Source organism: Odoribacter sp. (assembly GCF_985060555.1).
The window spans coordinates 19,484-45,843 of sequence record NZ_CFKYFN010000038.1; the positions used below are offsets into that span (position 1 = coordinate 19,484).

Sequence of the window (26,360 nt, forward strand, 5' to 3'; positions counted from 1 at the left end):
ACAATTCCCCACACGGCTGAAAGAGGAAGATCTTACAGGAGAGTTGCAGGTATCACTGGCACAGGGTAAGGCGACCTGCATCAAGGGCATGACCGACAACGAGGGGAACTTGTTCAGTGCTTTCGTCCGTGCCGGCTACAAGCGGGCGAAGTTTGATTTTTTCAAATGGGATCTGGACAAGAACAAAAAGCTGGATCAGTCGCAGCAGGCGCCCGTCTGTCAGGAAGGCACAAGGCAGGCAAACACCGTCAGCCGGAATCACCCGGTACAGAAAGCCGATAAAAAAGGAGTATCCATTTGACCATTCACATGAATAATATGATTTCGGCGAACTCTTTCGGTCCCTTATAGCTAAGCCCATACAGTCTGCCTGCCAGTTCAAAGCAATCTCCCGAATAATCCTTATTCCCGAAATCCTTCATTTTAATAATGTTCCCCTAAATGTGTATTTGCCTTATCGCTTCAGAATCGGAAACTTTGTTGTCAATGAAATAAGGATAACGCTATCCTTTGCATTTTTTGCAACATGGAATGCCGCCTTTTTTCCTGCCGGATTATTTCTGTTAGTTTTTTATCGGCAGAAAACAACTTTTCATGACGAATGAAAAGAATATAGCTTTTGGGACAAAAGTACTCATCATTTCTGCTATTTCTTTTGCTCCTTTATACACCTTAAAGGAACTGGTCATGGAAAATGACCCAATCGTGCAGCAAACTGTGGGAACGGCATTCGATATGTGGCAGAAGCTGGCTTTTACTTTGGTTTTAGTGGCTTCGTTTATTCTGCTTTATCAACATAAAAATTTCAGCAAAGCAGTCGCCGGTTTGCGTTTTTATGGTAAAATGAGCCTGACCAATTACATCTCTCAATCCATAATAGGTGCTTTCATTTATTTCCCTATAGGTCTGAATCTTGCCCCTTATTGCGGATATACCCTTAGTTTATCGGTCGGCTTTTTGATATTTCTGTTACAACTGAAATTTTGTAAATGGTGGCTGGCCAGGCATAAACAAGGTCCGTTGGAATATATCTGGCATAAATGTACCTGGATAGGAACGGGTAAATAGCCGAAGACTATAAACAATCCTCCGGCATGATTTTCTGCCGGAGGATTGTTGTTTGGGGGTACTTTAATCGAACTGTAAGATGACGTCTGTCTTTTCGCTGCAGAATGAAAGCCTGTTTTTAAGAAATAATCCGTTTTCTCTGGGCCTGAACTGTGAGGAGGATATGACGAAACAGGATCCGGTCCGCATTGTTTCAGGGAAATGAAGCAGCTGCGGGTTCCTTTAGCTGTGATGCGATAGTTCCGTCTGAATCAAAAGCGACTGACTTTACCATGTACTTATTTTTTGTTGATCTCACGGATTACCCGGCAAGGATTACCTACTGCCAGACTATCGGCCGGAATATTTTTGGTTACGACACTTCCGGCTCCGATTACACACCCTTTGCCGATAGTCACTCCGGGTAATATGATCACACCGCCACCGATCCAACAACCGTCTTCGATAGTCACAGGAAGTGCATAAGTACGGCAGAAATAGGCAGCTTGATCCGGAGTCCAACCGGGAGTGAGCCGTTCGGACAACTCGATAGGATGGGTTGCTGTATAGATTTGTACATTGGAAGCGATTAAAACATGGCTACCTATGGTGATTTTATTACAATCGATAAAAGAACAGTTCATATTGACAGATACATTGTCGCCGATATGAATATTACAACCATAATCACATAGGAACGGAGTACCGACAGATACGTTGTTACCGATACTGCCGAACATTTCTTTCAAGACTTCCTGTTTTGTTTTTTTCTCTTCGTAAGGCAGTGCATTATAGCGTGCCAACAATTGGCGGGTTTTCCCTTTTTGTGTGATAAAAATAGGATCATGACAGTCGTACCACTCACCGGCCATACATTTGTCTAATTCTGTTTTCATGTGAATCGATGATTTATTTCAGATTATAATAGACAAATGTATGGGAAATATCTTGCTTCATTTTTGATATAGATCAAAAAGATAGATGGCCGGCAGAAACGGCCGGGTCTCCAATCCCGGATACTGAAGACGGACAAATACAGAAATAATGCTGCTTTTTCAGCGATAAAAGTTCCGATAACTTAAAGATTTTTATTTACAGACGTCGATCCATTGGATAGCCAGGGCGTATCGGAATAATTCGTCACAATGCAATTCGATGGCTGAATTGCTACTGCCGCAGGCCGGAAAAACGGTGTCGAATCTTTGCAGGGAAATATCCAGGTAAGTTCGTACGCCTTCAGGATTAGCGAAGGGGCAGACGCCTCCGATGGCATGGCCTGTCGATTCTGCCACTTTCTCAGGACTTAACATTCTGGCTTTCATTTTGAAGAAATGTCTGAATTTACTGTTATCGATTTTTGCGTCTCCGGCAGTGACGATCAGGATACAATGATTTTCGTCTTCGCCTTGGAAAGAGAGGGTTTTAGCTATACGTGCCGGTTCGACGGACAATGCCTGTGCGGCTAATTCGACGGTTGCACTGGACACTGGAAATTCCATGACTTCTTTTTCACGACCCAGGGTGGCAAAATAAGCTTTGACTTTTTCTATTGACATGATTTTATTTTTTTCGATCGTTATACGTGCTGATCGGTTGTTTTCGGAAAGCAAAATTAAAGAAATAGAAGATGGAATGAAACGAAGAGATTGTTTTTTACTTACCATATTGCTGCTGACAACAGTGAATCTGAAAATTTCTACTTTATGCAATATAGGTCAATTTTACTATCTTTGTGATTTCGATCGTAGGGCGTTATTATGAAGAGATATGGTGCCGATAGAGATAAAGAGATCCAGAGACTACTGCAAGAAATGCCGGAGGAAGGGTTTCGTCTGCTGTTCGATGTGTATCATATGCAATTGTGTGTGTATGTCGTACAGTTGACCGATTCTTTCCAATTGGCCGAGGATATTGTTCAGGATTTCTTTGTCGCTTTCTGGGAAAGAAAATATTATCGCGCCATTACCGGCAATTTTCGTAGTTATCTGTATACTTCCGTACATAATGCAGCATTGGCTGTTTTGAAGAAGAAGAAGCTGGTGCCGATGGAATTACTGACAGGAGTCCCGGTGGAGATTCCACAGGAGGCTGTCCTGGAAAGGGAAGAACTGGAACGGCAGGAAAAAGAATTGATGCTGAAATTGGAGAAATTACCGAAGCAAGAAATAGCTGCCATCAAAGCGGTTATCCTGGAAAATAAAAAATGTGTGGAAGCTGCTTTGGAACTCGGTATGTCGGTAAATACCTTAAAGACACATTTAGCCCGGGCGTTGAAAAAATTGAGAAAAGATTATCATCTCTCCTTTTTATTTTATTCGTTTTAATAAAAATTAACATTTTACTTGTCATTCATTCAACTACTTTTTCACTCTACAATATAAAAAGAGTGAATAATGACTAATGAAAAACAACAAAATAGAAAAACTTTCATCGATTGTTACCGGATCGGACGTTCGTTGGAATATATGGATCGTTATGACCAGGAACAGGCGTGGAAAAAATTGAATTCCGCCATACAAAGAAAACGCCTGCATCGCCGGATCTCTTATATGTCCTCTGTCGCGGCTATGGTTGCCATTGCTTTTACTTCATTTTATTTGTGGCATGGTGAAGATCAGGCTCCGGCAGAGAAGTTGGCCGATGCTCAGGAGACCGTTGGACAGAGTGGGCGTCCCGGTGTTATCCTGTCGCTGTCTGATGGCCGCCGGATCGATCTTTCTGCCCGGGAAGGTAAGATCGGGGCAGGAGAAGAGGTGGTGAATCATCCGGAAAACAAACAATTGTTCTATGCTGCGGATCAGGGCGGGGAGAAGATCAGCCGGATGAACCGGCTGGATATTCCTCAGGGAGCTGAATATCATTTGGTGTTGTCCGACGGGACACGGGTGTGGATGAATGCCCGCTCGCGTTTGGTTTATCCGGTGGCTTTCGGCGATACCCGGGAGGTAGAACTGGAAGGGGAGGCCTATTTCGAAGTGACCCGGGATGAAAACCGTCCTTTTATTGTACATGCCGGTCAGGTTGCTGTCAAAGTGTTGGGAACAGAGTTTAATGTAAATACCTGCCGGAAGCAAAAGGTACAGACAGTGTTGGTAAAAGGAAGCGTACAGGTGGAGAACGGCGGAAAACGGGAGGTGGTGTTACGACCGGGCGAGCTGGCGGAAACCGTGGGGACACAGATCCGGGTCACTCAGGTGAATGTACGCAAATATACGGCCTGGCGTGAGGGAGTATTTTATTTCGAAGAGGCTGAGTTGGAGGAAATTATGACGGAATTGGCCGACTGGTATTGTGTACAGGCTGTTTTTACCGATCAGACGGTCCGGACGCGTAAATTCAGCGGAGTACTGGAGCGGAGCGAGACCATAGAAAACGTGTTGAAAAAGATAGAACGTACCACCAGTGTACATTTTACTATCCAACAAGGTATTATTCAAGTGAAATAACAAAAGAAACCGGAAAAGGGCTGCCACCCTCTTCCGGCGGAGATCAAACTATCATAGCAAATAATAGTATTAACCAATTCACAAATTTATGAAAAAAAAAGAAATTGTACGATTTCCCAGGTCCGGGAAATTAAGGCAAATCGGAAGGATGATGAAATTAATGGTTTTATTTATGATTTTGGGGTGTGTGAGTGTATCGGCCAGGTCGGTTGCACAAAACCAACGGGTGTCCCTGAACTTGCGGAATTGTACGGTGATGCAGTTGTTTGAAGAAATTCAGCAACAGACCCGTTTGTTTTTCTTTTACGATCAGAAGCATTTTCAGGGACAAAATGTTTTGACGGTTCGGGCCGACGATGAAGAGGTCGGTGGATTGCTGAAACGTTTGTTTGCCGATAAGAATGTAGAATTTGTTTTTGAAGACCAGACCGTTATCGTGCGTCCGGCAGTTAGCCGGAAGCAAGTGAATGGAAAAGTGGTAAAGGGGGTCGTCAGAGATGCTGCCGGCCATGTACTTCCCGGAGTAACGGTAGTATTGAAAGGGACGACGCTGGGAACTTCTACGGACATCGACGGTAAATATACCCTGACGTTACCCGAAGGTGAACACGTTCTGGTTTTCTCGATGATCGGTATGAAAATGCAGGAGTTTCCTTTGGGCACACGTACCGAACTGGACGTTACCCTGCAGGAAGAGGTGGCAGAGATGGAGGAAGTAGTGGTGACCGGTATTTTCAAGAAAGCGAAAGAGAGTTATACCGGAGCTGTTTCATCGATCGATAAGGAGCAATTGAAAATCTATAAAGGCCAGAATCTGCTTCAGACACTGAAAAATATAGATGTGTCCATTAATCTGGCTGTGGATAATATTAACGGTAGCAATCCCAACCGGATGCCGCAAGTGAATATCCGGGGTAATTCTTCTCTGCCTATGAGTGTACAGGAGTATAACGAAAGCCTGAGCAATGAGGTGAATACCCCGTTGATCATCCTGGATGGCTTTGAAATAGCATTGGAGCGTTTGATGGACTATAACGACGAGGAAATCGAATCGATCAATATCCTGAAAGATGCTGCTGCTACGGCGATATACGGTTCGCGGGGTTCTAACGGAGTGATTGTGGTGACGACAAAGCAACCGGAAGCCGGTAAATTGCGCGTTAATGCAGAAATAGGGATCGATATCGAAGCTCCTGACCTGACCTCTTACGATTTGTTGAATGCGGCTGAAAAATTGCAGTTGGAGTGGGATCTCGGATTGTATAAGAATGAAAGCCTGCCGAGTAATGATGTATGGTATAAAGAGGCTTATGCCAAACGGAAAAGGGCAATTGCCTCCGGCACAGATACCGATTGGTTGAGTAAACCGTTGCACACAGGGGTCGGTTCGCATTATAATTTACGTATGGAGGGTGGAAGCGACGAATTCCGCTGGAGTGCCAGTGTGGGCTATAAAAATACACAGGGAGCCATGCGGGATTCCGAGCGTAAAAGTCTGAACACCTCTCTGACCTTAATGTATAAAGTGAAAAATTTCACCTTTAAAAATCAGGCTTCTTACGGGACAACCAAAAGTAAAGAGAGTAAATACGGTACGTTCAGTGATTATGTAAAACAACAACCCTATAATGCTCCGTATGATGAGAATGGAAAACTGGTGCGGATGTTCGACGGTTTTCATGCTCATTACCAAGGATATCAAAATCCGTTGTACGATGCCACCCTGAACAGTTTCGATAAGAGTAGTTACCGTACGCTGACGGATAATTTCGCCATAGAATGGAATCCGTTCGAAGGCTTGACCTTACGCGGACAAGTCGGGATTACGGCTACGGACAATACGTCTGATCGGTTTTTGCCCGCAGAACATTCCACTTTCACCGACGATTCGCAATATGAAACCGACGAGGGATTCCTGCGCCGGGGAACTTATGATTATACCACCGGACGTACGAATGAATATACCGGGAATATAACGCTTTCGTATACCAGGACTTTTGCCGATAAACATCAGGTGTATGTCGGTTTGGATTATTCGCTGAATGAATCCGAGGGGTATAATTATGCCATCGCTGCCGAAGGTTTTACGAATGAGGATATCCATTTTCTGGCCAGTGCCCGGCAATATGCCAAAGACGAAGGTCCCGGCGGATCCAAATCCAAAAGCCGTCGGTTGGGATTGACAGCCAATGTCAATTATATCTATGATAACCGTTATTTCGTGGATTTTTCGTATCGGGTGGATGGGAAATCCGATTTCGGTTCGAAAAAGAGATATGCTCCTTTCTGGAGTACCGGTATCGGCTGGAACCTGCACAATGAAAAATTCCTGAAGGGTAGTTTTGCAAATATTCTGCGGTTGAAAGCTTCTTACGGACAGACCGGTACACAGCAGGGATCCGACGGTGCCAATACGTTGTATAAATATATTACGGACAACCGGTATATGTATTGGACCGGAGCGGAATTGCAGGGATTGGGTAATCCTTATCTGACCTGGCAGAAAACCGATGAATTCAACTTCGGGGTGGAATTCGGATTGTGGAAAGGACGTATGAAGGGGGAATTCAACGTTTATACCAAGAAAACCTCTAATTTGCTTTCCAATATGGATCTGCCGCATTCCAACGGTTTTGCTTCCTACGTCGACAATGTCGGAGAAGTGAAAAACAACGGTTGGGAAGCCTCTGCCAGTGTTTATGTTATCCGGAATGCTGAGCGGGATATCAACTGGATTATCGGTGGTCAGCTGACTTACAATAAGAATTATGTTTCGAAGTTGTCGGAAGCCATTAAAGCCCAGAACGAGGCTTATCTGAAAGAGGATGTAGATGTCGCCAATCTGTTTTATGAAGGACGTCCGCAAAACGGTATTTATGTCGTTCGTTCTCTGGGAATCGATCCGGCCAACGGACAGGAGATTTTTTTGGATAAAGACGGTAACCGGACGGATATCTGGAAGGCTTCCGATAAGGTTTATGTCGGTCAGGCAGATCCCAGGTACCGGGGTATTGCCAATACGATGTTTATGTGGAAAGGATTGACGGTAAATGTATCGGCTTCCTTCTATTGGGGTGGGAAGAGGTACAATTCGACGATTATCGACCGGGTAGAAGTCGGGCGTACCACCTTGATGGCACAGAATGTGGATGCCCGGGCTCTGTACGACCGCTGGCAGAAACCGGGGGATATCGTTCCATTCAGGAAATACGACGATAGTTCGACCCGTGCCACTTCCCGCTTTGTCATGGACGATAAGGTGTTCGAGATTCAGTCTGTCGGGCTTCAGTATAAATGGGATTCTGCGTGGGTAAAGAAATACATGCGGGCGACATCGGTGACCTTCGGTGTGAATATGTCCGATTTGTGGCATTTCTCGACAATCAAGATGGAACGGGGTACCAGTTATCCTTTTGCCCGGAATATTCAGGGAAGTATAAAATTTTTATTTTAACGACAGGATAAATAACGATAGATATGAAAATATATAAATTTATAGGATTTATAGCCCTGTTGGGGTGGTCGGCCGTTTCTTGCAACGACTGGCTGGATGTGCGTCCCGATACGGAACAGAAAGAAGAAGATCAGTTTTCGACCTACAAAGGTTTTCGGGATGCTCTCACCGGATGCTATATGGCTTTGGCTAACGAAGATGTGTATGGTTGCCGTTTGACGATGAGTTGTACGGAAGCTTTGGCCGGATTGTGGCATATGCCGGATGAACCCTCGTCTACCAGCGATCGGTATCAGGATTATCACCTGATGTTGCACGAATACGACAATGACGGAGCACGGCAGGCTGTCCAGGCTATTTATTCCAAGCTTTATAATATCATTGTTCAGGCCAATCTGGTTATCAAACATGCAGAAGATAATGCAGCCGCTTTCCCCGACGAAGCAACCCGTTCGGTAATCCTCGGTGAAGCCTATGCTATCCGTGCCTATTGTCAGTTGGATGTTTTACGTTTGTTCGGTGAAGTCCCCGGGGGACAAGGAACAAAAGTAAGCTTGCCTTATTCCGAAGTGACGGCCTTCGACGAGAGAGCCACCCGCTATGATTTCACCGGATATAGCGAAAAATTGATCGCCGACCTTGATAAAGCTGAAAAGCTGCTCAAAGACAATGATCCGATTTTCGGATATACTTTTGAAGAATTGAATGCACCTTCGTCGGTGGAGATTGAAGATACCTATATGTGTTACCGGCAGTCCCGTCTGAACTATTGGGCTGTAAAGGCTTTGCAGTCCCGGATGTATCTTTATCTGGGGAAAGCCGATCCGAAATATCTGGCAATGGCTTACGATGCAGCGAAGGCGGTCATCGATGCCAAAGACCGGGATGGAAATCCGGTGATGACACTGAGCGGTAGCAGTGATCGTGAAACCAACGGTTATAAGGCCTGCCCGAACGAGTGTCTTTTTTATCTGAGTAAATATAATGTGAAAGATGTTGCTTCGATTCTGATCGGCGGGGCTGATGTACAAACCGGAGTAAACTATCTCTATATTACGCCCGAACGTCTGACCCGGCTTTTTGAGGGAGTTCCGACGGATTCGGACAACCGTTATGCATTCATGTGGAACAAAAATGCCAAATCTTCAACTTCGAAGAAGAATGTAACTATTCTGAAATATTATTTTGCCGATGATGTGGAGAATAAAGCGTTGTATTATCAGATTATACCCATGCTCCGGATGTCCGAGATGTATTTGATTGCGGTGGAGACAACACCTTCGCTCAGTGAGGCCAATGCTTTGTATAAAGATTATATGTTGGAATGCGGTGTCGCTTTGGATAAAGATGTATTTGACGGTTTAAACGATCGTTCCGGTGAGCTGATGGCTGAATACCGGCGGGAGTTTTTTGCCGAAGGACAGTTGTTTTATACCTACAAGCGAAATCAGGTCAAGGATATACTGTGGTTGGAGACTCAGGAAATGACGGAGGATGATTATATCTTGTGGAATTGTGTAAATACGGAATTTAATCCTTAATTTTTTTAAACGAATAGCGATGAAACGATTGAATATATGGTTATGCAGCATGTTGTTGTTGTGTATTACTGCCTGTGAAAAAGATTTACCGGTGTTTGAAGATCCGGATTGTTTGTTGAATTTTAATTATGGTAGCCAGCTCAGTACGGAAGAGGTCACTGAGATGATGCGAAACGGGAGCCATTCTTTCAAACTGAAAACACCGGAAGGACAATTGAGCGATACGGTATGGTTAGATGTGGATATTATGGGAAAACTTTCAGCGGAAGACCGTCCGCTGGCCTTGCAGCAAGTGATGGTGGAAGGAACGAAGAATGCCGTTGCAGGTACGCATTATATAGCATTTGACGATTCGGTACTGGCGGAGTTCTATGTTGTTCCTGCCCATTCGGCAACCGCTCATATTCCGGTGATCCTGAAACGTGATCCTTCTTTGGCAGAAGGGAATGTCGTTTTGCGAATCACTTTTAGAGAAAATGCAAATTTCAAAACAGGCTATCCGGAATTTTCTACTTATACGCTGACGGTTTCCGACCGTCTGTCTAAACCGAATGCCTGGGATTTGGCGTCTTTGGATTATTATTTCGGAGAATATGGGGAGAAAAAGCATGAATTGATGATGAAATGGACGGAAAAAAGTTGGGATGACGAATATATCAACAGTCTTTTCGCAGATATATACGGATTCGGAACTTTATCACCGAAAGATCCCAACTACATTAAGTGGCTGGCCGGGTGGTTTGCCGAACAGTTGGAGCAGGAGAATGTAGAACGCCTGCAGAATAAGCTCGACGTCTGGAAGGAAAGTGATACCGGGAAGCCGGTCGATTTTACACCGAAAGAATGGGGAAGGTAATATGAATGATTTAAACAGTAAGAAGATGAAAAAAATATATATTGGCCTGTTTTGGGCTTGCATACTTGGGATTACCGGTTGTTATGAAGACGACAGTACGATGGCAACCCCGGAAAGTATGGTGAATGAAATAACCATAGAGGAGTTTGCCGATACGTCAGCCGTCGCTTATTCGACAGTATTGGAATTGACACCGAAAGTGACAGGGTATTCCGATACGGAACTGGAATACCGGTGGTATATATACGGCGGGGAGTTCAGCGACCGTACGGAAGACGGTTATCGTACCGTGCAAATCGGTGCGGAAAAAAAGCTTTCCTATCCTGTGGAGTTGAAAATCGGAACTTATACGGTTGTTTGCGAAGTGACGAATAAAGAAACCGGTTATTTCAACCTGACAGAATTTTCTTTGAAAGTGACTTCGGCCTTTTCGGAAGGATTTTATATTTTAAAAGAAACGACGGACGGAAACACGGATATGGATTTTTACAATGACCGTCAAAAGACGGTCATACCGGACGTGATTGCTTCAGTACAGGGAGAAGCACAAAGCGGGAAACCTTGCAATATGTGCCCGGTATATAACAAAATTTATATCGATCCCGCAACGGCAAAATCGACCTATGCTACGGGTGTTTTTGTCACTAGCGGACAGAATGAGTTTTCGATTTATTCTACGATAGATATGTCGACACTTTTCGACCGGTCTTCGTTGCTTTTTTCTGAGATGGACGGGGAAGAAGTGCCTTATGCTATGGTTTCTGCAATGAGAGGGAATATGCTGTTCTCGAATAAGGGAGTAAGACTGGATGATCTTGGCGGTGGAAGGTTCGCTAGTGAATACAGCACCGGAAAATTAGGTTATCCTGCCGGAAAAGGGACCAGTTCATTCATTCAGGCTTACGACGGGCAGAATCTTTCTTTTTGGAGCGGAGAAACCCGGCGGTTGATGTATACCTCCGGTTCGGATATGGAAGAAATTAAGTACAAGGATGGTTATGAGGGAGTTAAAGTGGATTGGGAACAGGCGGCTCCTGTGGCATCGGGCTGGAATCACCGGGCCGGTAAAAATACGATCTGGTATTTGTTCGACGTTGCCGGGGAAGGACGTTATGTGGTTGTGTTACAACCGGGAGGAGGTATCGATCAGGTCATCCGGTTAGATGCTTCCCTTCATTTAGCCAAGGCAGATGTAATTGCCGGAAATGCACTGACTTCTACCTCTATTTATGGAGTAGACGACAACCGTTTGTATCGTTATAGCCTTACGGAAGGTACCGAAACTTCTGCCATACCGGTGGAAGGGTTACCGGCGGGAACGATTACTTATATGGCCGATTTGTTTTACGGTTCATCTTTTGATTATATCGTTATCGGTATACAAAATGGCGATGAATATACGTTGTCGATGTATAAGATTGCCGGTGGACAACCTTCGGGCAAACCGGTGCATACGGTAACCGGAACCGGAATCCTGAAGAAGGTATGCTATGCCTGTCCTTTACAGGACTATGCGAGCCCGAATTATTATGCCTTTACTAAGTATGCGGAATTATATGGAATGGGACCTGATTTCCCGTATTGATGAGATAATGGTTTTATTCCTGATACAGTGCCGGACTGATAGTCGGGTATGTCGGTCCGGCGTATTAAACGATTAAATTTGCAATAGAATGAAAAAGATAGTATTAGCTGTATTTATGGCTGCAATGGCTTTATCTCTTTCGGCACAGATCAACTTCCGCGAGGGCGGCTTTGCCGAAGCTTTGGAGGCTGCCAAGTCCGAAAACAAATTGGTGTTTATGGATTGTTACACCAGTTGGTGCGGTCCTTGCAAATTGATGGCGTCTAAAGAATTTGTCCAGGAGAAAGCGGGTGAGTATTTCAATCCCCGTTTCGTGTCGGTAAAAATAGACATGGAGAAAGGCGAGGGCGTGGAATTGCGGAAGAGATATGATGTCAATGCTTATCCCACCCTGTTGGTGTTGAATGTGAAGGGCGAGTTACTATGCCGTCATGCCGGCTATCTGAGTGTAGACGAATTGATAGACTTTGCGGAGAATGGTGTGAAGGGAGGCGGATTAGCGGGTATGCACAAACGCTATGCCGCTGGTGAACGTTCATCGGAATTTATCGGAGAATACCTGGCTTTACTCGACGATGCCGCCATGTCGGGGACTATTCGTTCCGTAGCTGATGATTTCCTGAAAGACAAGACGGACGCTGTGTTTACGGATACAAATGTATATCGGATATTCTGTGGTTATGTTACTCCGGATTATGCTGTCTTCCGGTCGGTATATGCCCGCAAGGCAGAATTGGTGAAGCGTTACGGTGAAAAGGCCGGTCTGCATCTGGAGAGGGTGTGGGAAGCCGGTGCAAGGAAATACCTCAGGCGGGAGGCGAAGAAAATCGTTGGGTATGATGTTGCCGGACTGGAAGCCTATTATGCCCTCATGAAAGAATACCGGGTGCCGGAAGCGGAGGGTATTCGTGCTGCCGCTTTGGTGGATGGAACTATCGGCACGGCGGAGTGGGCAGCCCTGTTGGAAGCGATGACCGAGTATAATCGTTTTAGCCGCATGGTGGAAGATCAGATGTTTTATGCCTGTAACGCGTTGTTTTACGGACAGGGCGCGGAAGGATGGAAAAATGCCGGAGAACGCAAGAAGTTCGCCGCTCTGCTGGAAGAGCGTGTCAAAGCATTGAAAGGCAAAGAAGACACTTCCGGCCGGACCATGACGGTAGGGGGAAAAAGAATGCCTGTCATGGAGTATTACTGCCAGTCGTATGAGGAGATGTTGGAGAAAGTGAAGTAAGTAGACATTCATATTTATAGTGGTATGGGATTCCGGGACGGAATCCCATACGGTATTGCTAAATAAATATAATTATTCTAACTTTGAGCTGAATTATTCGAAGTATGTCAACGAACTGAAACCGTAGCTTTTTCAATGCTTTTCAGGACCAATGACATGAAAAGCGATAGTAAAAATTCGTATCCGGCTTTGCCGATATAGCGGACTGGATGTTTTAGAGTCATTTCCGCCCGATTTTGTTTATTGGTTGTTGGGCTATCAAGGATATTTCGAATTATGAAGTCAAGCCGGCTTTTATAAATTTTAAGGGCTTTGTTTGTAGAGACAGTAACACATAAATAACTACACATGAAAAAACAATTTTTGATGGCTTTAGCGGCGCTATCGCTGCTTGGCGGAAGAACGACGGCTCAGGAGCCGGCTTGTAAACCTCCTTTAATGGGATGGAGTTCGTGGAATGCCTACCGCGTAAATATCAGCGAAGATATTATCAAGCATCAGGCCGATTTGATGGTGGAGAAGGGCTTAAAAGATGCAGGATACCGGTTTATAAATATCGATGACGGATTTTTCGGTTATCGGGATGAAACCGGAAAGATGCATGAACATGCACAGCGGTTTCCGAACGGTATGAAAGTCGTCGTGGATCATATCCACAATCTGGGGTTGAAGGCCGGTATTTATACAGATGCCGGGAATAATACCTGTGGTTCTATGTCGGATCAGGATAAAGCGGGGATCGGGGCCGGAATTTACGGGCACGAAGCACAGGATGCCCAGCTGTATTTCGGGGACTGGGGTTTTGATTTTATTAAAATCGATTATTGCGGGGGCAGTTATCTGGGGTTGAACGAAAGAGACCGGTATACCGATATCCGTCAGCATATCGATATCGTAAACCGGCAGGTCGCCCTTAACATTTGCCGTTGGGCTTATCCGGGTACCTGGGCGAAAGAAGTGGCCGGTTCCTGGCGGATTAGCGGTGATATCCAGGCCAGATGGGAATCGATAAAATATGTCGTCGGGAAAAATCTTTATCTGTCGGCTTATGCAGGAGACGGACATTATAACGATATGGACATGATGGTGGTCGGATTCCGGGAAGCCAGCCCGGTAGGGGGAGAAGGATTGACCCAAACCGAAGAAGAGGCTCATTTCGGTTTATGGTGTATCATGAGTTCGCCTTTGCTGATCGGATGTAATCTGGAGAAAATGTCGGATGCCACTTTAGAGCTATTGAAAAATAAGGAACTTTTAGCCCTGAATCAGGATCCGCTGGGTTTGCAAGCTTATGTCGTTCAGCACGAAAATGAAGGTTATGTGTTGGTAAAAGATATCGAACAAAAACGGGGGAAGGTGCGTGCTGTAGCGCTTTACAATCCTTCTGAGCAGCCTTGTTCTTTCACCGTACCTTTGACAGATCTCGAGTTCGAGGGTACAGTAAAGGTGAGGGATTTGGTGAAACACCGCGATTTGGGTAAAGTGGACGGGGCGTTGAAACAGGAAGTTCCGGCCCATGGGGCGATGATTTTACGGATCGAAGGGAAAAAACGGATCGAACCGACAGTGTACGAAGCCGAATGGGCTTACCTGCCTTTATTCGATGATTTGGGTAAAAATCCGAATGCAGTCAGATATACTCCGCAAGAAGGTACTTCCGGGAAAATGATCGTCGGGTATTTGGGGGGACAACCGGAAAATTATGCAGAATGGAAAGAGGTATATAGCGAAAAAGGAGGACAATACCGGATGACCGTTCAATATACACAGGGTGCCGGGCGGCAGCTGGAACTGACGGTCAATGGGGAAAAACAGGTGTTGAAACAACTGGGGGACGATAACGGGCTGCGGACTGTGACTGTTCCGGTGACTCTGAAACCCGGATACAATACGGTCCGGATGGGGAACAGTTATAATTGGGCTCCGGATATCGACTGTTTTACTTTGTCGAAGTGATCGCCTTCATGATTTTTTTAGATTTCAAAGTTTTGTATGATATGAAGGACTTCAAAGTTTTGTTTGTTCTGTTCGTTTTATTCTGTTCGCAAGGAGTATGGGCTCAAAAGTGGGAGGCTCCGAATTGGAAGAATTTCTCTTATCCTGTCATTGATTTTAAAGATAAGGCGGCCGGAACGAAGGGGGCTCAGATTTATAGACGGATCGTACCCGAACCGGAAGCTTTCATCCAGCAACATGCTTTATGGGTAGCTCAGACGCTTTATTGGTCGGCGACGGATTCTATGCCGGGAGTAGAGAAGATCGAATACAACCTGGAGGATACCGACGGTATTCCGGCCAAAGGGGGACAACCGCCGGTGGTCAATATTTTCTATAGTTCCCGGTGGGTGGAAAAATCGGAGGATAGCCAGGGAGACGATAAGGTGCTCTATGAAACCCGGGGAGTGCTTTATCACGAGCTGACTCATGCTTACCAACTGGAACCTCAGGGGATCGGCGGTTATAAACCCGGAACCGAATTCTGGGTATTTATCGAAGGAATGGCCGATGCAGTCCGTTATCATAATGGCTTTTTCCCGGTGGATAGCCGTAAACCGGGCGGACACTGGATGGATGGGTACCGGACGACCGGTTTTTTCCTGGAGTGGTTGACCGGCAAAGATCCGGATTTCCTGAGAAAATTCAATAAATCGGTTTTAGAGATCGTTCCCTGGAGCTTCGATAAAGCCATGAAACATATTTTCGGCGAGCAAGTGACGACAGATAGCTTGTGGGAAGAATACCAGGCTTTCCTGAAAAAATAAAATAGCTCACGGGGGACGGGGTGTTGGTTTATCCCCTGTCTCCTGTGTTACGCTAGATTGTTACCGATTGGGCAGCCCGGATCGGATAGGTTGTCATTGTTATTATTTTTCCTCTTCATGAAGAGGAAAAACCTTCCGGGGAGTCCCTCTCCATGAATTTTTTAGCTAGGATGATTTTGTTTTAATTCAATTTGCGTGCTCCGTCACTGATGGTTACCGGATATACTTTCGGTTCTTTACCGAATTTTGTCTTAAAACGACTGATCGCTGTTTCGATGAATCGGTCGTAATAAGCGTCTTTTACCAGGTTAATCGTACATCCACCGAAACCACCTCCCATGATCCGTGAACCGGTTACCCCACATTCTTTGGCGACATCGTTCAGGAAATCCAATTCTTCGGTACTGACTTCATAAAGTTTGCTCATGCCATGATGGGTAGCGTATATGTTTTTTCCTACGGTTTCGTAATCACCTCGTTTTAAAGCTTCGCAAGTATCGGCAAGCCGGCTGTTTTCCTGGATGGCATAGGTTGCCCGCATGTAATCTTCTTCACTGATTTTATCTTTAACTTCTTCCAGCATTTCCAGGGTTGCATCTCCGAGCAGTTTTACTTCCGGATGATTACCGGCGATAGCTGCTGCTGCCCTTTCGCAGGATTGGCGGCGTTTGTTATAGGGTGAATCGACCAGTTCGTGTTTGGTGACAGAATCGATCAATACTAATTTATAGCCTTGTGGATCGAAAGGGATATATTCATATTCCATCGTACTGCAATCCAGACGGATCAGGTTGCCTGCTTTACCGAAAACCGATGCAAATTGATCCATGATACCACAATTTACCCCGCAATAATGGTGTTCTGTTTTTTGTCCGGTCAGTACCAATTCTTTTTTATCGAATCCGGCCTTGTAAATCTCATTCAGAGCAAAAGCAAAAGTACTCTCGAGGGCTGCCGATGATGAAAGACCGGCTCCAAGAGGTACATCACCTGAAAAAACGGTATCGAAACCTTTGATTTGTGCCCCCCGTTTCAGCATTTCGCGGCATACTCCGAAGATATAATGTGCCCAGGAAGCTTCGGGTTTATCTTCTTCGTTCAGGCCGAATTCGGCATAAGCTTGCAGGTCTGCCGAATAGGCCCGGACTTTGTCTGTCCCGTTGGGTTTGATTTCTGCTAAGATGCCTTTATCGATGGCACCTGGAAGAACACATCCTCCATTGTAATCTGTATGTTCGCCGATGAGGTTGATACGACCGGGCGAGAAATACAACATTCCTTCGGTTCCGAATTTTTCTTTGAATAGATTTCTTACGATACGAGTATCCATGATTTCTTTATTGTTATAAATTTATTAATGGTGTGTCTTAATCTGTTGCCTGTTGCTTTCGAAAAAAGTTATCGTTTGCGTCAGGCTTCTTGCTTTATCATAAAGGAGCGCAATTTATGTAAAAAAAGCAGATTTTACAAATGTTCATCGGGATCTGAATTTATCGTACTTTTAATAATAAGGAGTACGACGATGGCGTCGGTGATATCCGGGTTTTTATTTAAAAATAGTCTAAATTACTTTTGGTAATCAGTAGATATACAGTGATTTATTGAAAATATTTCAAAGAAAGTTGTAAAAAATGTTTTAAAGTGTTTTGTATACACTATATTTGAAGTGTTTTTTAAACACTTATATGGGCGTTTCAAAAGTGAATAGTCCTGAAAATTTGAACATACTAAAATGAAATCTAAATCATAAATTATAGCAAAGATTATGAAAACGTTTGTATTGGGTTTGGTGGTTGTTGCAGGAATCATGAGTTCTTGTTCCCCAAAAGCGAAGGAAGAGACAACTCTTTCCGGACTGAATCCGAAGAAGTTTCAGGCAGAGATCGATGGGAAACAGGCCGGTCTCTATACTTTGAAGAATTCGGCCGGAATGGAAGTTTGTATTACTAATTTCGGTGGCCGTATCGTGTCTGTTTTGGTTCCGGATAAACATGGCAATAGGAAAGATGTGGTATTGGGGTTCGATAGTTTGGCAGATTATCGGAATATACCCAGTGATTTTGGCGCCTCTATCGGTCGGTATGCTAACCGGATTGCACAGGGAAGAATCGAAATCGATGGCGAAACTATTCAATTGCCGCAGAATAACTATGGACATTGTTTACACGGGGGGCCGGAAGGTTGGCAATATCAGATGTATGAAGCCAATCAGATCGATGGTACGACTCTCGAACTGACCCGTTTTTCTCCGGATGGCGATCAGAATTTCCCTGGAAATGTACGGGCGAAAGTGCGCTTTCATCTTACAGATGATAATGCTATCGATATTCAGTACGAGGCTGTGACAGATAAGAAAACGGTGATCAATATGACGAATCACTCTTATTTCAATTTGTCGGGTAATCCGGCTGTTGCCGCTACGGATCATTTGTTGTATGTGAATGCGGATGGGTATACTCCGGTCGACAGTACCTTTATGACAACGGGTGAGATCGTTCCGGTGGCCGGAACGCCTATGGACTTCACTCAACCGAAAGAAATCGGACGGGAGATAGACCGTTATGATTTTGTTCAGTTGAAAAATGGAAACGGTTACGACCATAATTTTGTATTGAACACTAAAGGAGATCTTTCTACTGTCGCTGCCCGTTTGTCTTCGCCTGAGTCCGGTATAGTACTCGAAGTATATACGGATGAGCCCGGTATTCAGGTGTATACCGGCAACTTCCTGGATGGAACTGTGAAAGGGAAAAAAGGGGTCGTTTATAACCAACGGGCTTCTGTTTGCCTGGAAACACAACATTTTCCCGATTCTCCGAACAAACCCCGATGGCCGTCTGTTTACCTGGAACCGGGGCAGACTTATTCCAGTCGTTGTATCTATAAATTTTCTGTAGAGAAATAAAGTGTATCGCTAAATATTCATTTTTAAATATCATTATTGTGGGAACATTAGATTATATCGTAATTGCCCTTTTTGCGATTGCCATGATTGGAATCGTTGTCTGGGTTTTCAAACAAAAACAGAAAAGTTCCGGCGACTTTTTTCTGGCCGGACGTGATGCAACCTGGTTGGCTATCGGGGCCTCGATTTTTGCCTCGAATATCGGTTCCGAGCACTTGATCGGTTTAGCCGGTGCCGGTGCTTCGAGTGGAATGGCTATGGCACATTGGGAAATTCAGGGCTGGATGATCCTGATTCTCGGTTGGGTGTTCGTGCCTTTTTATTCCAGAAGTATGGTGCTTACGATGCCCGAATTCCTTGAAAGACGTTATAATAAAGAATCCCGGACGATTTTATCGGTAATCTCTTTGGTCAGTTATGTCTTGACTAAAGTAGCCGTGACGGTATATGCCGGAGGTTTGGTTTTCAAAGAAGTGTTCGGTATTCAGGAACTATGGGGAATCGATTTCTTCTGGATCGCTGCGATCGGATTGGTGCTGTTGACTGCTTTGTATACGGTGATCGGTGGTATGAAATCGGTGCTTTATACTTCTGTGCTTCAAACTCCGATTTTGCTGATCGGTTCTTTGGTGATTCTGGTGTTGAGTTTGAAAGCTGTCGGAGGCTGGGATCAGGTGTTGGAAGCTTGTCGGGTGACTCCGGTAAATGAATATGGTGATTCGATGATCAATCTGATCCGGAGTAACCGGGATACCAATTTCCCTTGGCTAGGGGTGTTCATCGGGTCTTCTGTTATCGGTTTCTGGTATTGGTGTACCGACCAGTTTATCGTACAGCGTGTATTGTCGGGTAAAGATGAAACTCAGGCTCGGCGGGGGGCTATATTCGGTGCTTATCTGAAACTGACGCCTGTCTTTTTATTCCTGATTCCGGGAATGGTTGCTTTTGCTATGCAAAAACACGGTATTACCGTGAATGGGGAAACATTTACGATGAGTTCCGCCGATGCTGCATTCCCGACTTTGGTAGCTAAATTATTGCCTGCCGGTTTTAAGGGGTTGGTCGTATGCGGTATTTTGGCAGCCTTGATGAGTTCGCTGGCTTCTTTATTCAACTCTTCCGCTATGTTATTTACAATCGATTTCTATAAAAAATACAGACCGAAGGCTTCCGAAAAGACTTTGCTTTATGTCGGACGTGTCGCTACGGTAGTGGTAGTCGTGTTAGGTATTCTTTGGATTCCGGTAATGAAAAGTGTAGGATCGGTGTTGTATAACTATTTGCAGGATGTACAATCTGTACTGGCACCGGGTATTGCAGCGGCTTTCTTATTGGGTATTTGCTCGAAAAAAGCAACTCCGAAGGGTGGTATGTGGGGCTTGATCGCCGGATTTATTATCGGTATCACCCGTTTGGGGGCTAAAGTGTATTATACCTCGGGAGCGACTTTCAGCGATTCCTGGTTTAAATATCTGTTTTACGATACGAACTGGTTGTTCTTTTGTGGAGGTATGTTATTGTTCTGTATGCTGGTGATTGTGGTTGTTAGCCGTTTCACAACACCGGCACCTGCAGAACAGATCGTCGGCCTGACATTCGGTTCGACGACAGACGAACAAAAGGCGGTTACCCGTGCTAGCTGGAACAAATGGGATGTCATCCATTCCGCTATCATTATACTGATTACCGTTGTGTTCTATTGGTATTTCTGGTAATAAATTAAAATAGTAGTTATGTTAGAAGCATTGAAAAAAGAGGTTTGTGAGGCGAATCTGGAATTGGTGAAGCATGGCCTGGTTATTTTTACCTGGGGGAATGTCAGTGCTATCGACCGGACATCGGGCCTGGTGGTGATCAAACCTTCCGGTGTAGCTTATGAACAGATGAAACCGGAAGATATGGTAGTAGTGGATTTAGACGGGCATATCGTAGAGGGGAGTTTGAAACCTTCTTCGGATACTCCGACCCATCTGGTGTTGTACAAGGCTTTCCCGGCGATCGGAGGAGTGGTGCATACCCATTCTACGTATGCTACGTCATGGGCTCAGGCCGGTATCGATCTACCGAATATCGGCACCACACATGCGGATTATTTCAGTGGGCCGATTCCTTGTACCCGGGATATGTCTCAGGCGGAAGTCGAAGGAGCCTACGAGGAGGAAACCGGGAATGTGATTGTGGAACGTTTCCGGAAGTTGAACCCGGAATATATCCCCGGAGTACTGGTCAAAAACCATGGTCCTTTTTCCTGGGGAAAAGATGCTCACGAAGCGGTACACCATGCTGTGGTGATGGAACAAGTGGCTAAGATGGCTTTTGTGGCATTTACGGTTAACCCCCGTTTATCTATGAATCCTTATCTGATTCAGAAGCATTTCTTCCGTAAACACGGTCCGAATGCTTATTACGGACAATAAATTGAATTGACAATGCACAGTTGACCTTTACTGTCGGGTGCATTGCCGGAATATAATAGGTAAAATAAGTAATAATTCAGATTGACTGTTGAAAATGGATAGCATTATCAATTGTCGATTATCAATTTAAAATAATTATGGCTTTCGAAAATTTTGAAGTATGGTTTGTGACAGGAGCTCAGCTGCTGTACGGAGGAGATGCTGTTGTGGCTGTAGATGCTCACTCCAATGAGATGGTAAAAGGATTGAATGAATCCGGAAATTTGCCGGTGAAAGTAGTATATAAAGGTACGGTGAATTCGGCGAAAGAAATCACGGAAGCATTCAAGGCTGCTAATCATGATGCGAAATGTATCGGGGTAATTACCTGGATGCATACTTTTTCTCCGGCTAAGATGTGGATTCATGGATTGCAGGAACTGAAGAAACCGTTGTTGCATTTCCATACTCAGTTTAATAAAGAAATCCCCTGGGATACCATAGATATGGATTTTATGAACCTGAATCAGAGTGCTCACGGTGACCGGGAGTTCGGTCACATCGTGACCCGTATGCGTAAACCCCGCAAGGTGGTGGTGGGGCACTGGCAAGATGAGGCCGCTCAGAAAAAAATTGCAGTTTGGATGCGTGTCGCTGCTGCCTGGGCCGATGCTCAGGATATGCTGATCCTTCGTTTCGGTGACCAGATGAATAATGTGGCTGTGACCGACGGGGATAAAGTGACTGCAGAACAGGTATTGGGGTATCATGTCGACTATTGCCCGGTGAATGATCTGATGGTTTATTATCAGGCTGTCGAGGATAAGGATGTACAGGCTTTAGTGGCTACTTATTTTAAAGAATACGAGCATGATGCTGCTCTGGAACAGACCGGTACGGAAGCTTATACCAAAGTCTGGAACTCTGCAAAAGCCGAAATTGCCTTGCGCCGTTTGTTGAAAGATACCGGAGCAAAAGGATTTACAACCAATTTCAACGATCTGGGATTGTTCGATCAGATTCCGGGTTTGGCATCACAGCGTCTGATGGCTGAAGGATATGGTTTCGGGGCGGAAGGTGACTGGAAAACGGCGGCTCTTTACCGGACTACCTGGTTTATGAGTCAGGGATTACCTAAAGGATGTTCTTTCCTCGAAGATTATACCTTGCATTTCGATGGGGAAAAGAGTGCCATCTTACAGGCTCATATGCTGGAAGTATGCCCGTTGATTGCAGAGCAGAAACCACGGCTGGAAGTACACCGGCTGAGTATCGGTATCGACAGCGAAACCGCCCGTTTGGTTTTCACCAGCAAACAAGGAGAAGGAGTTGCTGCTACTGTCGTGGATTTGGGTAACCGTTTCCGTCTCATTGTCAATGTGGTGGATTGTATCAAGAGTAAAAAATTACCTAAACTTCCCGTTGCTTCGGCTTTGTGGATACCGCAACCGAATCTGGAAGTCGGTGCAGGTGCCTGGATTTTGGCAGGAGGTACGCATCATACCAGTTTTTCGTATGACCTGACTACCGAATATTGGGAAGATTATGCCGAGATAGCAGGGATAGAAATGGTTGTGATCGACAAAAACACCACCATTCCGGAATTCAAGAAAGAACTCCGTATGAACGAAGTTTATTATATGCTGAATAAAGCACTCTGTTAATTGATAATTGACAATTATTTCTGTCAATTTTCAGTTTTCAATTAGAGAAAATATGGAAAAATACGTTATAGGTTTAGATTATGGTAGTGATTCGGCCCGGGCGATCGTTGTGAATGCGCTGACAGGGGAGACACTGGCTACTGCTGTGAAATATTATCCCCGCTGGAAAGAGGGGAAATACTGTAATCCGGCGATCAATCAATATCGTCAGCATCCGCAGGATTATATCGATGTGTTGGAAGCTTCGGTGAAAGAGGCTTTGGCGGCTTGTCCTGCCGGTACGGCGGAAAAAGTGGTGGGGATCGCTTTCGATACAACCGGGAGTACCCCTGCTTTTACCGATGCCACGGGGACTCCTTTGGCGCTCTTGCCGGAATTCGCTGAGAATCCGAACGCGATGTTTGTACTTTGGAAAGATCACACGGCAATCCGGGAAGCTGCCGAGATCAATAGACTTTGCGGAGAATGGAATATCGATTATTCGGCTTATGAAGGAGGAATCTATTCGTCGGAATGGTTTTGGGCAAAAGCTTTACATGTACTTCGTGAAGATGAGCATGTCAGGGCGAAAGCATATTCGATCGTAGAATATTGTGAATGGTTGCCGGCTTTGATCACCGGAGTGACCAAGAGTGACGATATCGTCCGCAGCCGTTGTGCCTGTGGCCATAAAGCGATGTGGCACGAACAATGGGGAGGATTACCCAGTGAGGAGTTTCTGACCACTTTAGATCCTTTGTTGGCCGGTTTTCGTTCACGCTTGTTTGAAAAGACGGAGACTGCCGATAAACCGGTAGGTAAGTTATCACCGGAATGGGCTGAACGCCTGGGGTTGACTACAGAAGTCGTGGTTGCGGGAGGTGCTTTCGATTGCCATATGGGAGCTGTCGGAGCCGGGGTCACTCCGCATACTTTTGTGCGGGTGATCGGTACATCGACTTGTGATGTCATGGTGGCTACTTATGAGGAGATCGGACATAAACTGATCAAAGGCATTTGCGGGCAGGTAGATGGGTCGGTTATTCCCGGTATGGTCGGTTTGGAAGCCGGACAATCGGGATTCGGGGATATTTATGCCTGGTTTAAACGAGTGTTGGAATTCCCGTTGAAAGAGATAGTCGGAAAGAGCGATTTGCTGGATGAGGAGATGAAAGAGCGGCTTGTGGCAGAAGCTTGCAACCGGATTATTCCTGCTTTGACGGCCGAGGCTGAAAAGATACCGGCGGAAGAAAGTACGGTTATTGCTACCGATTGGATGAACGGACGGCGCACCCCGGATGCCAATCAGTTGTTGAAGGGAACGATTACCGGATTGACTTTGGGAAGTACCGCTCCCCGTATTTTCCGGGCTTTGGTAGAGGCTACCGCTTTCGGTTCGAAGGCGATCGTCGATCGTTTCCGGAATGAGGGGGTTCAGATCGATAGCGTGATCGGAATCGGAGGAATTGCTTTGAAATCTCCGTTTGTTATGCAGACGCTGAGTGATGTTTTGAATATGCCGATCAAAGTCTGTAAGACTGATCAGGCCTGTGCTCTGGGAGCTGCTATGTTTGCGGCTACCGCGGCCGGGGTATATAACCGTGTTGAAGATGCTCAGAAAGCCATGAGCTCCGGGTTTGCTATGGAATATACTCCCAATGCTGCCAATGCGAAGCTGTATGAGGAAATCTATCGGAAATACCTGAAAGTCGGGGAGTTTACGGAAAAGGCATTGTTTTGCTGATATTTTACCGTTGAAATAGCGAAGAAAGCTCTTTGCCAAAAGAAGAATGAAGGTGTGTATTTCGACACACCTTCCTGATATTGTTTTCGGGACGCAGGCCGTTAGTTTTCCGGTACCACTTCCCAGGCCGTTTGCCCGTTGTAAGTAGTCTGTACCGATTTGTAGCCCGGAGCGACGAACGTATCGTCTGCTGCACCCGTATTGTCGCCCGTTGCGGGGTTGTAGTTAACGAAAATACCTCCGTAAATTTCAACCGTGGCACGGCCGTTTTCCCGATCGGCGTCCTGAATGTTGATGACCGGATACCAACCGTTGATGGGATTGCCCTTCGTTTCGAATACACCGCCATAAATCTTCAGGTGAGCATTTTGAGAGGGGCGTGCCGTTGCTACCAAAATACACGAGTTAGCAATTCCGGAAGCATCCGTACCGACGGTGAAATATCCGTCCTTGATCGTCGTAGTGCCCTCCGCAATACGGATCGCTGTATTGGTCCCTTTGCTGCCGCTGCCGCCGTCAACGGTAATGGCGCCGTCGATAACCAGATCGGGGCAACCGCTGTAGATGCCTGCAATGTTTGTGGCTGTACTGTTTTTCGGTCCGACGATGGAGCCTTTTCCGCTAATAACCATCTTTTTGCACGATTTGCTCACCTGGATGCACTGTTGCAATTCGGAACCTTCCTGTGCTGTCAATACCGCACCCTCTTTCAGAGACAAGCTGGCGGAAGCGACCGAGGAGATGTAGGGAGAGTCATCGATAGTCATACTGCTCGAAACGATGGTGATATCGCCGCTTTTCAAGGCTGATTCCAGATCCGCAGGCGTTGCTACCTCCGTACCCTTTACCACCGTGTAAGTTCCGTTAGGAGCCGGGTCGTCAGAGGTCTTGATCGCCGTGTAGCCCTCCGCAACGAAATTTTTTACCGGATTTTCCGTCATCGAGCTCGACGGATCGTAATTGATGAACGTACCTCCGTATACGTTGATGGCGGCACCCGAGTCGTCTTTCAGGTTCAGTACCCAATAGCCGCGGTTGTTGGCACTCTTCGACTCGAACGTACCGCCGTAGATGTTGATAACGGCCTGCTGATCCGCGTAGATAAGGTCGAGCTGTGCGTTATGGTCATTATAATCTTGGTCGTTGACAAAATTACCGCCGTAGATGTTCACCTTTGCATCGCCGTAAGCATAGACGGCCATGCGGTAGCCGTCTTCGTTGGGCTTGGTTCCGATAGCCTTAATGTCGCCGTCGCCTTTGATATTCAGGGTAGCGCCGCCTTTCACTTCGAATACGGTGGTGTTGCCATACTCTCCGTCAGGAAGCGAGGTTGTGTTGATAATGTCCTTACCGTTCAGGTCGATTTCGACCGTCTTGCCGGTTTCCACGACCAGCGGTTTTTCGACCGTCACGTCTTCCGACAGCGTGACACTACCGCCGTTGGCGAACGCTGTATGCAGTTCCTCCGCCGTAGTGACAACAGTGATGTCGGGTTGATAGAACTCCGGATCGATCGTCACGTTGAACGTACCCTGCTTGGTCAGCAGATTACCCGATACCATGGTGCGGTAGTTGCGGCGGATGGGAATGCTCTTGAAGTCGCTGTTGGCCGAGAGCTCGTTGCCTGCTGCATCGAGGAACGTCATCTTGAAGTCGGCCAGCGTAGCCTGTTCGACAGGCGCCCAGATGTAGTCCACCGTCAGCTCGCCGGTGGCGTTGAGCACGTCGGCCGTGTATTCCACGGCAG

Annotated in this window: 19 protein-coding genes and 1 pseudogene; 16 read left to right on the forward strand and 4 right to left on the reverse strand. The window is 45.8% G+C overall.

Annotated features, from left to right (window positions below; genetic code table 11):
* Positions 1-88 precede the first annotated feature (88 nt).
* A complete protein-coding gene (locus tag AC5RDS_RS05445) occupies positions 89-301 on the forward strand; it encodes a hypothetical protein (RefSeq protein ID WP_494222248.1) in 213 nt (70 codons plus the stop codon).
* A gap of 238 nt (positions 302-539) precedes the next feature.
* Positions 540-1,068, forward strand: a pseudogene (locus AC5RDS_RS05450) (DUF418 domain-containing protein); the annotation flags it as partial.
* A 278-nt stretch (positions 1,069-1,346) separates the two neighbouring features.
* Here AC5RDS_RS05450 and AC5RDS_RS05455 read toward each other — a convergent pair.
* Together AC5RDS_RS05455 and AC5RDS_RS05460 are read right to left on the reverse strand one after the other, a co-directional pair.
* Positions 1,347-1,943 carry a sugar O-acetyltransferase gene (locus AC5RDS_RS05455; protein ID WP_022159942.1) on the reverse strand — a complete coding sequence of 199 codons (597 nt, stop codon included), beginning with the start codon at positions 1,941-1,943 and terminating at the stop codon, positions 1,347-1,349.
* A 192-nt stretch (positions 1,944-2,135) separates the two neighbouring features.
* A complete protein-coding gene (locus tag AC5RDS_RS05460; protein WP_041556174.1) occupies positions 2,136-2,603 on the reverse strand; it encodes a YbaK/EbsC family protein in 468 nt (155 codons plus the stop codon).
* Positions 2,604-2,804: 201 nt separating this feature from the next.
* Between AC5RDS_RS05460 and AC5RDS_RS05465 the strand changes: the two genes are divergently transcribed.
* The 9 genes from AC5RDS_RS05465 (at position 2,805) to AC5RDS_RS05505 (ending at position 15,925) form a co-directional block, all read left to right on the forward strand.
* Entirely contained in the window at positions 2,805-3,371 is a 567-nt protein-coding gene (locus tag AC5RDS_RS05465; protein WP_013610384.1) for an RNA polymerase sigma factor, read from the forward strand.
* 69 nt (positions 3,372-3,440) lie between these two features.
* The gene (locus AC5RDS_RS05470; protein WP_087382577.1) at positions 3,441-4,493 is read left to right on the forward strand and encodes a FecR family protein; all 1,053 of its coding nucleotides are present in this window, start codon (positions 3,441-3,443) and stop codon (positions 4,491-4,493) included.
* A 148-nt stretch (positions 4,494-4,641) separates the two neighbouring features.
* On the forward strand, positions 4,642-7,947 hold the full coding sequence (locus AC5RDS_RS05475; RefSeq protein WP_157741818.1) for a SusC/RagA family TonB-linked outer membrane protein: 3,306 nt from the start codon (positions 4,642-4,644) through the stop codon (positions 7,945-7,947).
* A gap of 23 nt (positions 7,948-7,970) precedes the next feature.
* Entirely contained in the window at positions 7,971-9,488 is a 1,518-nt protein-coding gene (locus AC5RDS_RS05480) for a RagB/SusD family nutrient uptake outer membrane protein (RefSeq protein ID WP_013610387.1), read from the forward strand.
* Positions 9,489-9,507: 19 nt separating this feature from the next.
* Positions 9,508-10,344, forward strand: a complete 837-nt coding sequence (locus AC5RDS_RS05485) for a DUF4843 domain-containing protein (protein ID WP_087393992.1) — start codon at positions 9,508-9,510, stop codon at positions 10,342-10,344.
* 25 nt (positions 10,345-10,369) lie between these two features.
* Entirely contained in the window at positions 10,370-11,929 is a 1,560-nt protein-coding gene (locus tag AC5RDS_RS05490; RefSeq protein WP_013610389.1) for a PKD-like family lipoprotein, read from the forward strand.
* 88 nt (positions 11,930-12,017) lie between these two features.
* Positions 12,018-13,163, forward strand: a complete 1,146-nt coding sequence (locus AC5RDS_RS05495; RefSeq protein WP_013610390.1) for a thioredoxin family protein — start codon at positions 12,018-12,020, stop codon at positions 13,161-13,163.
* A 348-nt stretch (positions 13,164-13,511) separates the two neighbouring features.
* The gene (locus tag AC5RDS_RS05500; RefSeq protein ID WP_046404783.1) at positions 13,512-15,119 is read left to right on the forward strand and encodes an alpha-galactosidase D; all 1,608 of its coding nucleotides are present in this window, start codon (positions 13,512-13,514) and stop codon (positions 15,117-15,119) included.
* A gap of 41 nt (positions 15,120-15,160) precedes the next feature.
* Positions 15,161-15,925, forward strand: a complete 765-nt coding sequence (locus AC5RDS_RS05505; protein WP_195329120.1) for a basic secretory protein-like protein — start codon at positions 15,161-15,163, stop codon at positions 15,923-15,925.
* A gap of 181 nt (positions 15,926-16,106) precedes the next feature.
* Here the strand turns inward: AC5RDS_RS05505 and galK are convergent, their stop codons facing one another.
* Complete coding sequence (galK, locus tag AC5RDS_RS05510) at positions 16,107-17,255, reverse strand: galactokinase (protein ID WP_046404785.1); 1,149 nt, start codon at positions 17,253-17,255, stop codon at positions 16,107-16,109.
* Positions 17,256-17,732: 477 nt separating this feature from the next.
* On the opposite strand from galK, the gene AC5RDS_RS05515 reads away from it, so the two are divergent.
* From AC5RDS_RS05515 to AC5RDS_RS05535, 5 genes are all read left to right on the forward strand, one after another.
* Entirely contained in the window at positions 17,733-18,830 is a 1,098-nt protein-coding gene (locus AC5RDS_RS05515; RefSeq protein ID WP_370751957.1) for an aldose epimerase family protein, read from the forward strand.
* A 38-nt stretch (positions 18,831-18,868) separates the two neighbouring features.
* Positions 18,869-20,545, forward strand: a complete 1,677-nt coding sequence (locus AC5RDS_RS05520) for a sodium:solute symporter (protein WP_118104803.1) — start codon at positions 18,869-18,871, stop codon at positions 20,543-20,545.
* Positions 20,546-20,563: 18 nt separating this feature from the next.
* Positions 20,564-21,247, forward strand: coding sequence for an L-ribulose-5-phosphate 4-epimerase (locus tag AC5RDS_RS05525; protein WP_046404608.1), 684 nt, complete (start codon positions 20,564-20,566; stop codon positions 21,245-21,247).
* 137 nt (positions 21,248-21,384) lie between these two features.
* A complete protein-coding gene (gene araA, locus AC5RDS_RS05530) occupies positions 21,385-22,890 on the forward strand; it encodes an L-arabinose isomerase (RefSeq protein ID WP_438269875.1) in 1,506 nt (501 codons plus the stop codon).
* Between the two features lie 52 nt (positions 22,891-22,942).
* Entirely contained in the window at positions 22,943-24,613 is a 1,671-nt protein-coding gene (locus tag AC5RDS_RS05535; protein ID WP_013610398.1) for a ribulokinase, read from the forward strand.
* Between the two features lie 101 nt (positions 24,614-24,714).
* Here AC5RDS_RS05535 and AC5RDS_RS05540 read toward each other — a convergent pair.
* Positions 24,715-26,360, reverse strand: a 1,646-nt coding sequence (locus AC5RDS_RS05540) for a DUF6562 domain-containing protein (protein WP_494222249.1), incomplete at its 5' end; no start/stop codon positions are given.

Excerpts from the sequence above, each read along its gene's own strand:
- AC5RDS_RS05445 (WP_494222248.1), top strand. The coding sequence starts at position 89 with ATGACCGACAACGAGGGGAACTTGTTCAGTGCTTTCGTCCGTGCCGGC.
- AC5RDS_RS05455 (WP_022159942.1), bottom strand. The coding sequence starts at position 1,943 with ATGAAAACAGAATTAGACAAATGTATGGCCGGTGAGTGGTACGACTGT.
- AC5RDS_RS05460 (WP_041556174.1), bottom strand. The coding sequence starts at position 2,603 with ATGTCAATAGAAAAAGTCAAAGCTTATTTTGCCACCCTGGGTCGTGAA.
- AC5RDS_RS05465 (WP_013610384.1), top strand. The coding sequence starts at position 2,805 with ATGAAGAGATATGGTGCCGATAGAGATAAAGAGATCCAGAGACTACTG.
- AC5RDS_RS05470 (WP_087382577.1), top strand. The coding sequence starts at position 3,441 with ATGACTAATGAAAAACAACAAAATAGAAAAACTTTCATCGATTGTTAC.
- AC5RDS_RS05475 (WP_157741818.1), top strand. The coding sequence starts at position 4,642 with ATGATGAAATTAATGGTTTTATTTATGATTTTGGGGTGTGTGAGTGTA.
- AC5RDS_RS05480 (WP_013610387.1), top strand. The coding sequence starts at position 7,971 with ATGAAAATATATAAATTTATAGGATTTATAGCCCTGTTGGGGTGGTCG.
- AC5RDS_RS05485 (WP_087393992.1), top strand. The coding sequence starts at position 9,508 with ATGAAACGATTGAATATATGGTTATGCAGCATGTTGTTGTTGTGTATT.
- AC5RDS_RS05490 (WP_013610389.1), top strand. The coding sequence starts at position 10,370 with ATGAAAAAAATATATATTGGCCTGTTTTGGGCTTGCATACTTGGGATT.
- AC5RDS_RS05495 (WP_013610390.1), top strand. The coding sequence starts at position 12,018 with ATGAAAAAGATAGTATTAGCTGTATTTATGGCTGCAATGGCTTTATCT.
- AC5RDS_RS05500 (WP_046404783.1), top strand. The coding sequence starts at position 13,512 with ATGAAAAAACAATTTTTGATGGCTTTAGCGGCGCTATCGCTGCTTGGC.
- AC5RDS_RS05505 (WP_195329120.1), top strand. The coding sequence starts at position 15,161 with ATGAAGGACTTCAAAGTTTTGTTTGTTCTGTTCGTTTTATTCTGTTCG.
- galK (WP_046404785.1), bottom strand. The coding sequence starts at position 17,255 with ATGGATACTCGTATCGTAAGAAATCTATTCAAAGAAAAATTCGGAACC.
- AC5RDS_RS05515 (WP_370751957.1), top strand. The coding sequence starts at position 17,733 with ATGAGTTCTTGTTCCCCAAAAGCGAAGGAAGAGACAACTCTTTCCGGA.
- AC5RDS_RS05525 (WP_046404608.1), top strand. The coding sequence starts at position 20,564 with ATGTTAGAAGCATTGAAAAAAGAGGTTTGTGAGGCGAATCTGGAATTG.
- araA (WP_438269875.1), top strand. The coding sequence starts at position 21,385 with ATGGCTTTCGAAAATTTTGAAGTATGGTTTGTGACAGGAGCTCAGCTG.
- AC5RDS_RS05535 (WP_013610398.1), top strand. The coding sequence starts at position 22,943 with ATGGAAAAATACGTTATAGGTTTAGATTATGGTAGTGATTCGGCCCGG.